The sequence below is a fragment of the Qipengyuania thermophila genome (genome assembly GCF_004153605.1).
GTDB lineage: Bacteria > Pseudomonadota > Alphaproteobacteria > Sphingomonadales > Sphingomonadaceae > Qipengyuania_B > Qipengyuania_B thermophila.
This window is the reverse complement of record NZ_SDSI01000002.1, coordinates 161,336-175,857: the sequence shown is the minus strand read 5'-3', so window position 1 is coordinate 175,857 and position 14,522 is coordinate 161,336. Positions and strand designations below refer to the sequence as shown.

Genomic DNA, 14,522 nt, shown 5'->3' with positions numbered 1-14,522 from the left:
CGTGGCGAGATAGGCGTTGCGAGCCTCCGCGTCAGCCTTGTTGCGCCGGCACCGTCCCTATGCGTCAGAGGAACAGCTTGCGCAGTTCGATGCCGACGAAGCGCCCGGTGGGATCGAGCAGGAACGGCTGGTACCTGGCCGGCGTCAGACCCGCCTCGTCGCGCACGTCGCGCCGCGAGTCGAACACGTTGTTGACGAACAGCGACAGGCGCGTGCCGCGCAGGAACTCGCGCTCCGGCAGCAGCCGCTCCAGATCGCCGAACACCCTGAGGTTCAGCAGCGACACGCTGCCGAAGCGCAGATCGGATCCTCCCGGAACGCCGGTCGAGCGCACTTCCGTGGGCGATGACCAGTCGAACGCCACCCGCCCGCCGACGCCGCGGTAGAAGCCGAACAGCCGCGCACCGATGCGGTCGGCCGAAATGCCGCCGGCGGTGAGCGCATCTCCGTCGAGCAGATCGAGCACCGGTCCGCCGGGCGCGATCAGCACGGTGTTTTCAAGCTCGCGCGTGTAGTCCAGCGTCAGGCGCCAGCGGCCACCGGAAGGCGGGCCGGCGCGCAGCATCGCACCCGGTCCGCCCCCTGTGCCCAGTGCACCGCCGGGACGCGCACCTGCGCCACCGCGCGGAGCCTCGTCCCTCGCGAACGCTCCGCCGAGGTTGAGCGCGAAGCGGAGACGGCTGGCGTCCTGCCGGGCGAACGTCACCGGGCTCTGGTCGATGGCGATCAGTTGTCCCGCACCGTCGCGCAGCACCCGTGCCGGGAAGGCGGCTTCGATCGCCGGGGTCAGGAACGGAAAGGATGCGCTGACATCGCGCGAGCGGTTGCGGAAATACTCCACGTCGATGTTGGCGTCGCGGATCAGCTCGGTGATCGAAGGCAGCTGCCAGCTCAGCGACGCCTTGAAGTCGCGCTGCTGCTCGGCGAGCAGGTCGGGATTGCCGCCGCGGGTGATGGTGACCAGCGCCGTGCGCCCGGTCACGAAATCGAACACGGGAACGTTCGGCGTGACGATGACCGGGTTGCCGAGCTGCGCGAGGCTTGGCGCCGCCTCGCGCGGCACATACGTCATCTGCAAGGTCAGGCGTCCGGTCGGCCGCCAGGTGAGGCCCAGATTGGCATCCCACAACGTCCCGAAATCCGAGAGGTGATCGACACCGGCGCCCAGTTGCAGGCTCACATCGCCAAGCGCGCCGAGGAAGGCATCGCGCGCCGCCACCGGAAGATTGACGTTCAGCCCGCTCGACAGCACGCCCCGCGTCAGCTGCACGTCGGCGGCCGAGCGCGTGTCGCTGCTCTCGATCCGCTGCCAGGAATAGCTTGCATCGGCCGTCACCGACATGCGCCCGGCGGGCAGCGACACGGGGCGTCCCGACAGGGTGACGACAGGGGCGACGTTGATGATCCGCGAGCGCGCCGTGTCGATCCCGCCGGGGTCGGGCGAGGGCAACGCGCCGGTGATCGGCAGCCTGCCGGCCGCCGCCTCATCGACGAGGGACGCAAGACCAGGGGCGTTGCCGACATCGGTCGCCACGTCGGTGAGCGTCGCATCGAGCGTCGCATTCAGCCGCCAGTCGCCGACCGGCTTGTCGAGGCTGGCGCCGGCGGCGTAGTTGTCCGTGACCTGGCGGGTCTGAAGCACGAGCGGCAGCGCGCGCAGCGCGGTTCGGCCGGCCGGGTCGGTCAGCAGCACCGTCACCAGCCCTTCGTCGCTGCGCGAGCGGCTGCGTCCGTAGCGGCCGCTGAGGCCGAAGGAACCGCCGGCGCCTTCCACGCCCAGCCCGCGCGACCAGTTCAGCGTCGCGGCAATGCTGTCCGACGGGGCGACAAGGGTGCGGAATGCGGCCGGATCGGGGTCGCCCGGCAGAACCGGTGCCGTCAGGATCACGCCGCGTTCGAGTTCCGTCAGCGCCGTCGTCTCCTGCAGCTGCAGATTGGCGTTGAGCCGGTCGGGACCGTCGATCCGCAGATAGGTCAGTTCGAGTTCGCCTTGGCGATAGCCGCCGCGGTCAGGCTGGCCATATTCCACCTCGACCTCGCGGCTGGCGAAGTTGTCCCGCAGGATGATGTTGACCACCCGCTGATCTGGCGGAAAGCCGTATTGCAGCGCCACTTCCTCAGGCAGGATCGACACCCGCTGCACTGCTTCCGGCGGGTAGGAGGACAGCTCGCGAAAATTGGAGATGCGCCGACCGTTGACGAGGATGAGCGGCGGACCGCCACCCCGGCCCCGGCCGGAACTGACCTGCGGGCCGAGCGCCGCGAGCAGCTCGGTCAGCGAGCTGGCGCCAAGCGCCTGGATGTCGCGCTCGTCGTATTCGGCGATCGGCGGCTGCTCGCTGAGCACCTCTCCGCGCAGACGCCGTCCGGTCACCACGATCTCGTTGCCGGCCGGCGCCGTGTCGTCCGCCGCGTCGGCGCGTGCCCCGGCGTCCTGTGACGCGGTGATCTGCTGAAGCGTGGATGAGGCCGCGCCGGGGTCGACCGCGCCGGCGGTCGACGCAAGGAGAAGGGTGATGATGCTCACAGGGTCCTCGGCGTGTTGTTTGCGGTGGCCGATGAACACCGCCGCCTTGATGTCAGGTGAACAACCGCCCGCAGAGCTGCCCGGTTCCACCCCGGCCGCAGCCGTTCTTCCCTTTCGGGCAAAGGTTGGCTAAGGGCGCCGGAACAGATCGCAACGGAACAGGATACAGATTTCGGTATGGCCAAGGAAGAACTCCTGGAAATGCGCGGGCGGGTCGTCGAACTGCTGCCCAACGCCATGTTCCGGGTCGAACTCGAAAATGGCCACGAGGTGCTTGGCCACACGGCCGGCAAGATGCGCAAGAACCGGATCCGTGTTCTGGTTGGCGACGACGTGCTTTGCGAGCTGACGCCTTATGACCTGACCAAGGCGCGGATCACCTACCGTTTCATGCCGGGCCGCGGCGGACCCGGCATCGACTAGGCCGGCTTCATGGCCGCGCCGCCTTGCGGGCCGCGTCTCGTTCTCGCCTCGTCCAGCCCGCGCCGGCGCGCCCTTCTGGCGCAGATCGGCGTCACGCCGGACCGCATCGTGTCCCCCGACATCGACGAGACACCCGCGCGGGACGAGAAACCCGCCGCCTACGCGCAGCGCCTTGCGCGGGAAAAGGCCGCGGCGGTGGCCCGGAACCCCGGCGAGATCGTCCTTGCCGGCGACACGACCGTGGCGCTGGGCCGCCGCATTCTCGGGCAAGCCCATGACGCGGGCGAAGTCGCCCGGTGCCTGAAGATGCTCTCGGGCCGCCGGCACACCGTCCATTCCGCCATCACGGTGATCGCCCTCGACGGGCAGGCCCGGCACCGCCTGTCCTCCACCATCGTCCGCTTCAAGCGGCTGACCGAGGACGAGATCGCCTGCTACGCCGCGTGCGGGGAAGGCGTCGGCAAGGCGGGCGGCTATGCCGTGCAGGGCCGCGCGGCCGGCTTCGTCGATTTTCTTGCAGGCAGCCCGTCCGGTGTCGTCGGACTGCCGTTGTTCGAGACGCGGGCTTTGCTCAGGGCGGCGGGGCTGCCGATTGGCTGAGTGGCTGGTCGAGGAGGGGATCGGCGAACACCGCGCCCTGCTTCTGGAGGGAGGCCGCATCGAAGCCGCCCGCCTGCACTGGCCCGGCACGCTGACGGCCGGGCAGGTCGAGGATGCCCGCCTGATCACGCGCCGCGCGGGCACGTCCCGCGGCCTCGTCCGCTTCGGCAGCGGCGAGGAGGCGCTCGCCGACGCGCTTCCCAAGACGGCTACCGAAGGATCCAAGCTCCGCTGCATCGTCGTGAGGAGCGCCCTGCGTGAACAGGGACGGGTCAAAGCGGCGCAGGTGCGCCCCACGAATCTGGAAACCCGCGCGGCCCCGACACTCCTCGAACAGCTGCGCGATGAAGGGCAACCGGCGCGGCTCGTCAGGCGCTTTCCCGAGGATGCGGACTGGAACGGGCTGTGGACAGAGGTGCGCGGGCGGGAAGTTGAGTTTCCCGGCGGGCGGCTGCTGTTTCACCCCACGCCGGCCATGACGCTGATCGACGTCGACGGCGACGGGCGCGCTGCGGATCTCGCCGGGCGCGCGGTCACGCCCCTTGCGCGTGCGCTGCGGCAGATGGACGTCGGCGGCAACATCGGGATCGATTTCCCGACCCTCACCGCTCGCGAGGAGCGTCGCCGTATCGATGCGGCGCTGGCCGCGGCGCTTTTAGCATGGCCGCACGAGCGTACCGCCATGAACGGCTTTGGTTTCGTGCAGATCGTCGCGCGGCAGACCCGCCCTTCCCTGCTGGCCCTGCTGACCTTCCAACCCGCCGCCGCGCTGGCGCGAAGGGTGCTGCGGGATGCCGAGCTGCTGAGCGGGTCCGGCGACATCCTCCTTGCGTGCAGCGACGCGGTGGAGGGCGCACTGAAGGGGGAATGGCTGGCGGAGCTTTCCCGTCGCACCGGCCGCGCAGTCCGGGTCGGAAGCGCCCCCTCCGGACTTGACCGCCACCACGCCCATGCCCAGCTGGTGCCGCGTGACTGACCCCGCGCCGAAACCGTGTCCCGTCTGCGGCAAGCCACGTTGCGAAGCGGCGCGGCCGTTCTGTTCCACGCGGTGCAAGGATCGCGATCTGGTCCGCTGGCTGAGCGGCGGCTATGCCGTGCCCGGCCCCGCGGCTCCGCCGTCCGAAACCGGGGACGACTGAAAAGCCGCTTGCCAAGGCGGACACGGTTCGCCATAGCGCCGTCTGCCTTGTCGTTCGCCGGTCCCGCGAGGACCGTCGCCGCAACGATGCCCAAGTAGCTCAGTTGGTAGAGCATACGACTGAAAATCGTAGTGTCGGTGGTTCGATCCCGCCCTTGGGCACCATTGCGCGCCCTTCTTCTGCTTGCCGCGGTCTAAATCCACGAGCGGGAAACCGCGCCGGAGCGTGGCGGTTGAGGAAGCTTTGGCGATCACAGCAAGGAGATGATCATGGCGCGGGTGCTGGTGCTTTACTACTCGTCCTACGGGCACACGGCCCAGCTGGCGGACGCGGTGGCGCAAGGCGCGCGGGAGGCCGGCGCACAGTGCGACGTGCGCCGCGTCCCGGAAACGGCGCCGGCGGACGTGGCGCGTCAGGCGGGGTTCCGCGTGGCTGATCATCACGAGGAAATCGCCGGCATCGAACCCCTGCGCGACTATGATGCCATCGTGGTCGGCTGTCCCACGCGCTATGGCCGCATGGCGAGCCAGATGGCCGCCTACTGGGACCAGACCGGCGCCTTGTGGGCCAGCGATGCTCTGGTGGGCAAGGTGGGTGCGGCATTCACCTCGACGGCTAGCCAGCATGGCGGGCAGGAGACGACGCTGCTGTCGATCCTCACCAACTTGCTGCACATGGGCATGACCGTTGTGGGCCTGGACTACGGCTACAAGGGCCAGATGGGCGTGGACGAGGTCAAGGGCGGCGCGCCATACGGTGCAACCACGGTGGCGGGCAGCGACGGGTCGCGCCAGCCCGGCGAGGCGGATCTCGCCGGGGCACGCCATCTGGGAGAGCGGGTGGCGCGGACGGCCCTCAAACTTGCCGGCTGAACCAGCCGCCGGCGGTGCCGCGGCGGGGTGCCGGATTGCGTTCGCGCGCACCGGCACCTAAGGAGCAAGGAAACGACCGGCGCGGTGCGCGTCTGCGCCACTGGTGCGCCGGGTCGCGCTGGATCGGGAACTCTCCGTCATGTCACGTCGCCGCCAAATCTACGAGGGCAAGGCCAAGATCCTGTATGAAGGCCCGGAGCCGGGCACGATCATCCAGTACTTTAAGGACGACGCCACCGCCTTCAACGCGCAGAAGAAGGGCACCATCAACGGAAAGGGTGTCATCAACAACCGGATCAGCGAGTTCGTCTTCACCCGGTTGAGCCATATCGGCATCCCGACGCACTTCATCCGCCGCCTGAACATGCGCGAGCAGCTTGTCCGGCAGGTCGAGATCATCCCGATCGAGGTCGTGGTGCGCAACGTGGCGGCGGGTTCGCTGTCGCAGCGGCTCGGCATCGAGGAGGGCGAGCCGCTGCCGCACACCCTGCTCGAATACTACTACAAGGACGACAAGCTGGGCGACCCTCTGATCGCGGAGGAGCACATCGCCTGCTTCGGCTGGGCCAGCCACGAGGAGATGCAGGACATCGCCTCCATGGCCATCCGCATCAACGACTTTCTCGTCGGCATGTTCGCGGCCATCGGCATCCGTCTGGTCGACTTCAAGCTCGAGTTCGGCAGGATCTGGGACAACGACTACTCGCGGATCATCCTTGCCGACGAGATCAGCCCCGACGGATGCAGGCTGTGGGATCTCGTCACCGGCGAAAAGCTGGACAAGGACCGGTTCCGCCGTGACCTCGGCGGCGAGGAGGAAGCCTACAACGAGGTCGCGCGGCGCCTCGGTGTGCTGCAGAATGACGACAATGCGCCGGGCGAAGTGTTCGACCTGTCGCAGCATCGCAACATGCGGCGCGGCTTCCCGCTGAAGCCGAAGAAGTGACCGATGTCCGGCCGCTCCGTTGCGGCCGGCGCCCTTGCGCGGTGTCGTGACGCAGGGTGCGGTGCAAGAATGGAGGAAAGAAGACGGTGCAGGTGCGCGTTCACGTCAGTCTGAAGCCCGGTGTCCTCGATCCGCAGGGCCGGGCGGTCCTCCATGCGCTCGAGGGCCTTGGCTTCGATGGAGTGCAGGACGTGCGCGTCGGCCGCGTCATCGACCTCGAGGTGGCGGATGGCACATCCGCGGACACCATCGATGCGATGTGCCGGCAACTGCTCGCCAATCTCGTCATCGAAAACTACAGCTTCACCGTCACGGAGCCGGCATGACCGCTGCCGTCATCACCTTTCCCGGCTCGAACTGCGACCGGGACATGGCGGTCGCGCTGGAACAGGTGACAGGCCGCTCCCCCGTCCGGCTGTGGCATCGCGACACGCAGGTGCCGCGGCACGTCGACATGATCGCCGTGCCGGGCGGATTTTCCTACGGCGACTATCTGCGCTCCGGAGCCTTGGCGGCGCGTAGCCCCATCATGCGGGCCGTCGCCGAGGCTGCCGCGCGCGGCGTGCCGGTGCTCGGCGTGTGCAACGGCTTCCAGATCCTTTGCGAAGCCGGCCTCCTCCCGGGCGCCCTGCTCCGCAATGCCGGACAGACCTTCATCTGCCGGACGGCGGAACTCGAGGTCGCGAGCACCGCGTCCGTGTTCACTGCGGATCTGGAAGTCGGGGAGACGCTCCGCATTCCCGTCGCGCATCACGACGGCAACTTCTTCGCCGCGGAGGAGGTGCTCGACCGGCTCGAGCAGAGCGGCAGGGTCGTCCTGCGCTATGTCGACAATCTGAACGGATCGCGGCGGGCCATCGCCGGCGTCGCCAACGAGGCGGGCAATGTCGTCGGCATGATGCCCCACCCGGAGCGCGCGGTCGACGCGGCGCATGGCGGGACCGACGGACTGAAGCTGCTGCGCCATTGTGCCGCGCTTGCCCTCGGCTGAGCAGACCGCCCCTGCGCCGCCGCGCCGGGTTGGAGACTATGCCGTGCGTGCCCGGCTGTTCGGCGACCCTCAGGCGCTCAGGCTGAAACTCTCGCGGCGCATGAGGCTGCGCGCCTGATCGGCTTCCATGGGCCGGCCGAAGTGATAGCCCTGAATCTTCGTGCAGCCGAGGCTGCGGATCAGGGCGGCCTCGTCGCCGTTTTCCACCCCTTCCGCCGTCGTGGTCATGCCGAGGCTGTCGGACATGGCCACGACGGCCCTGATGATGGCCAGGCTTTCGCGGTTGCCGTGAGCCGCCCCCTGCACGAACAGGCGGTCGACCTTGATCGTCGAAAAGCGCAACGTGCGCAGATAACCAAGCGAGGAATAGCCGGTGCCGAAGTCGTCGAGCGCGATGCTGCACCCGAGCGCCATCGCCTGTTCCAGCGCCATCCGCGCAACCGTCGGATCGGCCATGAAGACGCTTTCCGTGACCTCGATCTCCAGCCGGCTCGGCTTGAGCGCGGTGGAGTCGAGGATGCGCGTCAGGTTCGGCACGAAATTCGCGTCGAGCAGCTGCGCCGGCGACACGTTGACATTGACCATGATGTGCTCGGGCCAGCGGGCAGCCTCGATGCAGGCCTGCTCCAGCACCCACTCGCCGATCGGGACGATGAGCCGCGTGTCTTCGGCCAGCGGGATGAACTTCGCCGGGCTGACCGTGCCGAACTCCTTGTTCTGCCAGCGCAGCAGGGCTTCGAAGCTGACCAGATGCTCGCCGTTGGCGTCGACGACGGGCTGGAAGACCAGCTGCATCTCCCCGCGTGCAAGCGCGCTGCGCAGGGCCAGCTCCAGCTTGCGACGCTCTTCGGCGAGCTGGTGCAGAGCCGGTTCGTATTCGCAGTAGGAACCGCCGCCGTCGTCCTTGGCCTGATACAGGGCCAGATCGGCGTTCCGCATCAGTTCCTCGACGCTGTTGCCGTCGCGTGGCCCGATGGCGGAACCGACGCTGGCGCCGATGTAGAGCGTCTGCCCGTCGACCAGATACGGTTCGGACAGGCGTTCGATGATGAGGCGGGCGAGCTTTTCCGCCTGGCCGGAGTCGTCGAGGGTGTCGAGGACGACCGCGAATTCGTCGCCGCCGAGGCGCCCCGCCATCGCGACCCCGCTGGTGATCGACTGCAGGCGCGTGGCGACCTGTGACAGCAGCCGGTCTCCGGCCAGATGACCCAACGTGTCGTTGACGGCCTTGAACCGGTCGAGGTCGAGCATCATGAGCGCACAACGCGAACGCCACCGCTGGCAATGCTTCAACGCCTCGCCAAGCCGTTCGGTCAGCAGCACGCGGTTGGGCAGGCGGGTCAGCATGTCGTAGCGCGCCAGAAAGGCGATCTTCTCGTCCGACTCGCGGCGCTCGGTGATGTCGGAGCCGACGCCGCGGAACCCGACATAGGCGTTCTTCTCGTCGTAGATGGGCGTCCCGGACAGTTCCCACCAGCGCAGCTGCCCGCCGACCTCGACGCTGACGGCGACGTCGGAAAAGCTCTCCTGCCGCTTCAGCTTCTCAGCGAGCTCGCGCAGTCCGTGCGGAGTGTCGTCGCCGTCGCGGGTCATGCCGCCGATCACCTGGAGGAACGGCTTGCCCTCCGCCTCGTCGGCAGTCATGCCGAGGGCGAAGGCGAACCGCGGCGACACCCCGCGCAACCGCCTCGCGCCGTCGATCTGCCAGAGCCAGTCCGCGCCGTTCTCCTCGAACTCGCGAAGCAGCAGCGACACCGTGTCCGACGTGTCGGCCAGTCTCCGGGTCGTCAGCCGTGCCGCCAGCAGAGTCCGTGACTTGCGGTAGGTGCCGATGCTCGTCAGCACCGAAACCACGACCGGAACAAGGCTGAGGATGACCTGCTGCTGCAGCAGCGATCCCGCGACCGCCCCGAGCATGGACGCGATGGTGAAGCCGATGGCGGTGAGCGGCGGCGCCGTGTCGTTCATCGACGCCGCGATGACGAGCGTGAGCACGATCGCCTGCATGCCGAGAAAGGCGTGCAGCGAGCCGGTCGCCCCCATCAGGATCAGCGGGATCGCCCACACGAGTCCGGCAATGGTGGACACCATGATCTGCTGGCGGGCGCCGCTTGCGACGCCCGTCATGGCACAGCCCCGCCATTTGCGCGGTCCTTGGCGCAAGGACAGGCCCGTGTTGATCGCCAGCGCCACGCCGACGGCGGCGAAGACGAGCCAGTTGTCCGCCCCGGCGAACAGCCAGGCCGAAACCACGAAGGCGATCAGATGGCACAGGGCACGGAACAGGGTCCAGCGGGTGACGGCTTCTCCCCTGAACCCGGCGAGGTCGGCCCACTGCCGCCGCGCCTCGGCATTGAGGCCGAGGATGTTCCGCCAGGAGAGCTCGCCCGCCGTCACGGATGGATGAAGCACTTCGGATCGCACGCCGGCGACCTAAAAGCGATTTCCTTTCAGACGGGTAAACCGTGCGACGCGCCCGAGACGATGTGCAGGCGGCGTGGCGCCTATTCCACGGTGACCGACTTGGCCAGATTGCGCGGCTGATCCACATCCGTTCCCTTCGCCACCGCCACGTGGTAGGCGAGAAGCTGCACCGGCACGGCATAGACGAGCGGCGCGATCAGCGGATGGACCCTGGGCATGCAGACGGTGGCAAGTGCCCCGTCGCCGGCCTGACGGACCCCCTCCTCGTCCGAGATCAGGATCACCTTGCCTCCGCGCGCCCGCACTTCCTCCATGTTCGACACCGTCTTTTCGAACAGCGGACCGCTGGGGGCGAGGACGATCACCGGCACCCGGTCGTCGATGAGGGCGATGGGCCCATGCTTCATCTCGCCACTCGCATATCCTTCGGCGTGGATATAGCTGATCTCCTTGAGCTTCAGCGCCCCTTCAAGGGCAAGCGGGTAGTCTGGCCCGCGGCCCAGATACAGGACGTCCCTGGCCGGCGCGACCAGCGGCGCGATGGCTTCGATCGCCCCGTCGAGCTTCAGGGCCGCGTTGAGCGATGCCGGAGCCTCGAGCAGATGGGCGACGACGTCCTGCTCCTCGGCGCGGCTCATCAGCCCGCGGCGGACGGCCAGATGCGTCGCCAGCGCCGCCAGCACGGCGAGCTGGCAGGTGAAGGCCTTGGTCGAGGCGACACCGATTTCCGGACCGGCATGGGTTGGCAGGAGAATGTCCGCCTCGCGCGCCATCGTGCTCGTGGGCACGTTGACGATGACACCGATGGTCTGGCCCGCGGCCTTGCAGTGGCGCAGCGCCGCCAGCGTGTCGGCCGTCTCGCCGCTCTGCGAGATGAACAGCGACAGTCCGCCGCGTTCGAGCACCGGGTCGCGGTAGCGGAACTCGCTGGCCACGTCGAGATCGACCGGAACGCGTGCAAAGGTCTCGAACCAGTACTTTGCGATCATCGCGGCGTAAAACGACGTGCCGCAGGCGACCATCGTGATCCGCTTGACGGTGGACAGGTCCACGTCCAGCTGAGGCAGGGCCACCGTTGCATCCGCTTGGCGGATGTAGGAGCCGAGCGTCTGCGCCACCACGGTGGGTTGCTCGAAGATCTCCTTCTGCATGTAGTGGCGGTAGTTGCCCTTCTCGACCGCCGCCGCCGTCGCGCCGGAGGTGACGATCTCCCGCTCCACCGGTGCACCACCCGCGTCGCGGATGTCGGCGCCGTCGCGGGTAAGCACCACCCAGTCGCCCTCCTCGAGATAGCTGATGCGCTGCGTCAGCGGCGCCAGCGCGAGTGCGTCCGAGCCGAGGAACATCTCGCCATCGCCATGACCGAGGACGAGCGGCGAACCGAGCCGCGCCCCGATCAGCATGTCGGGCCGGGAGCGGAACGCCACGGCGAGGGCGAAAGCGCCGCGCAGGCGAGGGAGGACCGTCTGGATCGCCGTCTCGGGCGAGGCGCCACGCTCGACCTCGCGCGAGAGAAGGTGTGCCACCACCTCCGTGTCGGTCTCGCTTTCGAGCACCCGCCCCTCGCCGTTCAGCTCGGCGCGCAGCTCCTTGTAATTCTCGATGATGCCGTTGTGCACCAGCGCAAGGTGCTCGGTTGCGTGGGGATGCGCGTTGCGGGCGGTCGGCGCCCCGTGAGTGGCCCAGCGGGTGTGAGCGATGCCGACGGTGCCCGGCGCGGGATCAGCGGCCAGCGCCGCCACCAGGTTCGCCAGCTTGCCTTCGGCCCGCCGGCGGACCAGCTCGCCCTCGTGCACCGTGCACACCCCGGCGCTGTCGTAGCCGCGATATTCCATGCGCCGCAGGCCGTCGACGAGCCGGTCGGCGACAGGTGTCGTGCTCACAATGCCGATAATGCCACACATGCTCTGCCTGCACCGCTGATGATTGTGTCAGGAGCGCGGTCATAGCGGCAAACAGTGAACAGGCAATCACGGCAACGGACGATTTGCCCTGAACAGCAGCAGGCCGCGGAACAGTCGGTTGCCCGACCACAGCACCAGACCCGCCGTCACGATCAGCGCCATGCCCGCCAGCGCCACCGCGTCGGGCCGGTCGCCGAACCACCACCACCCCAGAACACCGGCGATGATGATCTGCACATAGGTGGTCGGGGCGATCGTGGCGGCTCCGGCGCGCGTGGTGCCAAGGTAGATCAGCGCATGCGCCGTGCTGGCCGTGACGGCGACGATCGCGCAGCGGGCCACCACCGACGCCTCCGGCCACGAGACGCGCAGCAGCGGCGCGCCGCTGGCGTGACCGAGAACGGCCGCGCCGATCAGGATCGGTGCGGCCACCACGGCGATGTAGGCCTGCATGGCAAGCGGCGAACCGGTGCCGGCGCTCTTGCGGTTGGCGATCACCATGCCGCTGAAGAAGGTGGCGGAGGCGAGCGGCAGCAACGCCGGCCAGCCGAGCGCGAGCAGGTTGGGACGCAGGACCAGCGCCACTCCCGCCAGCGCCACCGGCATGGCCACCCAGACATTGCCGGGCACACGTTCGCCCAGCAGCGGCCGCGACAGCAGCGCCGTCACCACCGGGGAGATGAAGGTCAGCGCCATCGCCTCGGCAAGCGGCATCAGGAAGATGGCCGAGAAGAAGCACAGGGTCGCACCCGCAAGGCAGGCCCCGCGCCCGAGCTGCAGCAGCGGCGCGGCGGGGCGGAGCGCACCGGCCCCCTCGCGCCAGCGCAGCAGCGCCGCAAGGCCGATCGCCCCGAGCGCGAAACGCAGGCCCGCCACTGCGAGCGGCGACCACGCGCCGGCCATGGTCTTGATAATCGCGTCGCCGACGGACAGCAGCCCAAAACCGGTCACGGCCAGCACGACGCCGCGTCGCTCGCCGCTCATCTCCTGTGTGTCCGCATGACAGACGCGCTTAGCCGCCGCGCCGCACTTCGCAAGAGCGGGCCTTGCCCCGCAGCGGAGCGACTTAGGAAAGTTTCAAGCTTTAAATCCTATTCACCAACCCGTCTCCTCTCCGGGCGACGGCCGCACACGGCTGTCCGGCCGCGCGGGAGGAAGAAAGCTGAGGGAGCGGAATGAGCGCATTCGGACGTAAAGGCGGACCTGCCGGGGCGGCAGCCAACGGTCGTCCCAGCTTCGGCGTGGCACGGCCCATGGGCGGTCCCGTGCCGGGCGGGGCGCAGTTTCCGCCGCTGCCGGACCAGGAAGCCCGCGACCGGGCGCCGCCGGCTCCCTCCCAGCCGGCGGGCGGCAGCAAGCCGCTCGACGATGCCATGGCGCGGCTGAACGAGCGCACCAACGCCACGGTTGCGGAAAGGGTCGAGGTCGGCGGCTTCGAAGCGTCGGTCCACAAGATCAAGGAACAGGTGCTCCCGCGGCTGCTGGAGCGCGTCGATCCCGAAGCGGCCGCCACCCTGTCGAAGGACGAGCTGTCGCAGGAATTCCGCCCCATCATCATGGAGGTGCTGGCGGAGCTGAAGATTACCCTCAACCGGCGCGAACAGTTCGCGCTGGAAAAGGTGCTGGTTGATGAACTGCTCGGTTTCGGCCCGCTCGAGGAGTTGCTGAACGACCCGGACGTGTCCGACATCATGGTCAACGGGCCGGAACAGACCTACATCGAGAAGAAGGGCAAGCTCCAGCTTGCGCCGATCCACTTCCGCGACGAACAGCACCTGTTCCAGATCGCGCAGCGGATCGTCAACCAGGTCGGGCGCCGCGTCGACCAGACGACCCCGCTCGCCGACGCGCGCCTCAAGGACGGGAGCCGCGTCAACGTCATCGTGCCGCCGCTGTCGCTGCGCGGGACGGCCATCTCCATCCGCAAGTTTTCTGAAAAGCCGATCACCCTCGACATGCTCAAGAACTTCGGTTCGATGAGCGACAAGATGTGCACGGCGCTCAAGATCGCCGGGGCGAGCCGGATGAACATCGTCATCTCGGGCGGCACCGGCTCGGGCAAGACCACCATGCTCAACGCCCTGTCCAAGATGATCGACCCGGGCGAGCGTGTGCTGACGATCGAGGACGCGGCGGAGCTTCGTCTGCAGCAGCCGCACTGGCTGCCGCTGGAGACGCGACCCCCGAACCTCGAAGGTCAGGGCGCGATCACCATCGGCGATCTCGTCAAAAACGCCCTGCGCATGCGGCCCGACCGGATCATCCTGGGCGAAATCCGCGGCGCCGAATGCTTCGATCTGCTCGCGGCCATGAACACCGGCCATGACGGCTCCATGTGCACGCTCCACGCCAACAGCCCGCGCGAATGCCTCGGGCGCATGGAGAACATGATCCTCATGGGCGACATCAAGATCCCCAAGGAGGCGATCAGCCGGCAGATCGCCGAATCGGTCGATCTCATCGTGCAGGTCAAGCGCCTGCGCGACGGATCGCGGCGCACCACCAACATCACCGAGGTGATCGGGATGGAAGGCGACGTCATCGTCACGCAGGAGCTGTTCAAGTTCCAGTATCTCGAGGAGACCGAGGACGGGAAGATCATCGGCGAATACCAGTCGAGCGGCCTTCGCCCCTACACGCTGGAAAAGGCGCGGCAGTACGGGTTCGAACAGGCGTTCCTCGAAGCCTGCCTTTGA

The 14,522-nt window shown here is 68.2% G+C and carries 13 protein-coding genes and 1 tRNA gene; 10 read left to right on the top strand and 4 right to left on the bottom strand.

Annotated features, from left to right (window positions below; genetic code table 11):
• Positions 1 to 64: 64 nt before the first annotated feature.
• Entirely contained in the window at positions 65 to 2,527 is a 2,463-nt protein-coding gene (locus tag ETO60_RS05105) for a TonB-dependent receptor (protein ID WP_165362122.1), read from the bottom strand.
• A 177-nt stretch (positions 2,528 to 2,704) separates the two neighbouring features.
• Here ETO60_RS05105 and infA point away from each other — a divergent pair, with 177 nt between their 5' ends.
• The 9 genes from infA to purQ all read left to right on the top strand — a co-directional run bounded on the left by infA (position 2,705) and on the right by purQ (position 7,498).
• Positions 2,705 to 2,950, top strand: coding sequence for a translation initiation factor IF-1 (gene infA, locus ETO60_RS05100; protein WP_130003423.1), 246 nt, complete (start codon positions 2,705 to 2,707; stop codon positions 2,948 to 2,950).
• A 9-nt stretch (positions 2,951 to 2,959) separates the two neighbouring features.
• A complete protein-coding gene (locus ETO60_RS05095) occupies positions 2,960 to 3,550 on the top strand; it encodes a Maf family protein (RefSeq protein WP_130003421.1) in 591 nt (196 codons plus the stop codon).
• Positions 3,543 to 4,526: an Rne/Rng family ribonuclease gene (locus ETO60_RS05090; protein ID WP_130003419.1), complete on the top strand. Its 984-nt coding sequence runs from the start codon at positions 3,543 to 3,545 to the stop codon at positions 4,524 to 4,526. The genes ETO60_RS05095 and ETO60_RS05090 overlap by 8 nt, the downstream gene beginning before the upstream one ends.
• Complete coding sequence (gene yacG, locus ETO60_RS05085; protein WP_130003416.1) at positions 4,501 to 4,689, top strand: DNA gyrase inhibitor YacG; 189 nt, start codon at positions 4,501 to 4,503, stop codon at positions 4,687 to 4,689. Before ETO60_RS05090 ends, yacG begins: the two co-directional genes overlap by 26 nt.
• A gap of 88 nt (positions 4,690 to 4,777) precedes the next feature.
• Positions 4,778 to 4,853: transfer RNA gene (locus ETO60_RS05080), tRNA-Phe, on the top strand.
• A 105-nt stretch (positions 4,854 to 4,958) separates the two neighbouring features.
• Positions 4,959 to 5,561, top strand: coding sequence for an NAD(P)H:quinone oxidoreductase (wrbA, locus tag ETO60_RS05075; RefSeq protein ID WP_130003414.1), 603 nt, complete (start codon positions 4,959 to 4,961; stop codon positions 5,559 to 5,561).
• A gap of 139 nt (positions 5,562 to 5,700) precedes the next feature.
• Entirely contained in the window at positions 5,701 to 6,507 is an 807-nt protein-coding gene (gene purC / locus ETO60_RS05070) for a phosphoribosylaminoimidazolesuccinocarboxamide synthase (protein ID WP_130003412.1), read from the top strand.
• An 86-nt stretch (positions 6,508 to 6,593) separates the two neighbouring features.
• Positions 6,594 to 6,833, top strand: coding sequence for a phosphoribosylformylglycinamidine synthase subunit PurS (gene purS / locus ETO60_RS05065; RefSeq protein WP_130003410.1), 240 nt, complete (start codon positions 6,594 to 6,596; stop codon positions 6,831 to 6,833).
• A complete protein-coding gene (purQ, locus tag ETO60_RS05060; protein WP_130003408.1) occupies positions 6,830 to 7,498 on the top strand; it encodes a phosphoribosylformylglycinamidine synthase subunit PurQ in 669 nt (222 codons plus the stop codon). The genes purS and purQ overlap by 4 nt, the downstream gene beginning before the upstream one ends.
• A gap of 69 nt (positions 7,499 to 7,567) precedes the next feature.
• Here the strand turns inward: purQ and ETO60_RS05055 are convergent, their stop codons facing one another.
• From ETO60_RS05055 to ETO60_RS05045, 3 genes are all read right to left on the bottom strand, one after another.
• Positions 7,568 to 9,910, bottom strand: coding sequence for a putative bifunctional diguanylate cyclase/phosphodiesterase (locus ETO60_RS05055; RefSeq protein WP_234026340.1), 2,343 nt, complete (start codon positions 9,908 to 9,910; stop codon positions 7,568 to 7,570).
• 92 nt (positions 9,911 to 10,002) lie between these two features.
• Positions 10,003 to 11,826 (bottom strand): glutamine--fructose-6-phosphate transaminase (isomerizing), encoded by a 1,824-nt coding sequence (gene glmS / locus ETO60_RS05050; protein WP_130003406.1) that lies wholly within the window; start codon positions 11,824 to 11,826, stop codon positions 10,003 to 10,005.
• A 66-nt stretch (positions 11,827 to 11,892) separates the two neighbouring features.
• On the bottom strand, positions 11,893 to 12,810 hold the full coding sequence (locus ETO60_RS05045) for a DMT family transporter (RefSeq protein WP_130003404.1): 918 nt from the start codon (positions 12,808 to 12,810) through the stop codon (positions 11,893 to 11,895).
• A gap of 191 nt (positions 12,811 to 13,001) precedes the next feature.
• Between ETO60_RS05045 and ETO60_RS05040 the strand changes: the two genes are divergently transcribed.
• Complete coding sequence (locus tag ETO60_RS05040; protein ID WP_130003402.1) at positions 13,002 to 14,522, top strand: CpaF family protein; 1,521 nt, start codon at positions 13,002 to 13,004, stop codon at positions 14,520 to 14,522.

Coding starts and splice junctions, on each gene's coding strand:
- infA (WP_130003423.1), top strand. CDS start 2,705: ATGGCCAAGGAAGAACTCCTGGAAATGCGCGGGCGGGTCGTCGAACTG.
- ETO60_RS05095 (WP_130003421.1), top strand. CDS start 2,960: ATGGCCGCGCCGCCTTGCGGGCCGCGTCTCGTTCTCGCCTCGTCCAGC.
- yacG (WP_130003416.1), top strand. CDS start 4,501: ATGCCCAGCTGGTGCCGCGTGACTGACCCCGCGCCGAAACCGTGTCCC.
- wrbA (WP_130003414.1), top strand. CDS start 4,959: ATGGCGCGGGTGCTGGTGCTTTACTACTCGTCCTACGGGCACACGGCC.
- purC (WP_130003412.1), top strand. CDS start 5,701: ATGTCACGTCGCCGCCAAATCTACGAGGGCAAGGCCAAGATCCTGTAT.
- purQ (WP_130003408.1), top strand. CDS start 6,830: ATGACCGCTGCCGTCATCACCTTTCCCGGCTCGAACTGCGACCGGGAC.
- glmS (WP_130003406.1), bottom strand. CDS start 11,826: ATGTGTGGCATTATCGGCATTGTGAGCACGACACCTGTCGCCGACCGG.
- ETO60_RS05045 (WP_130003404.1), bottom strand. CDS start 12,810: ATGAGCGGCGAGCGACGCGGCGTCGTGCTGGCCGTGACCGGTTTTGGG.
- ETO60_RS05040 (WP_130003402.1), top strand. CDS start 13,002: ATGAGCGCATTCGGACGTAAAGGCGGACCTGCCGGGGCGGCAGCCAAC.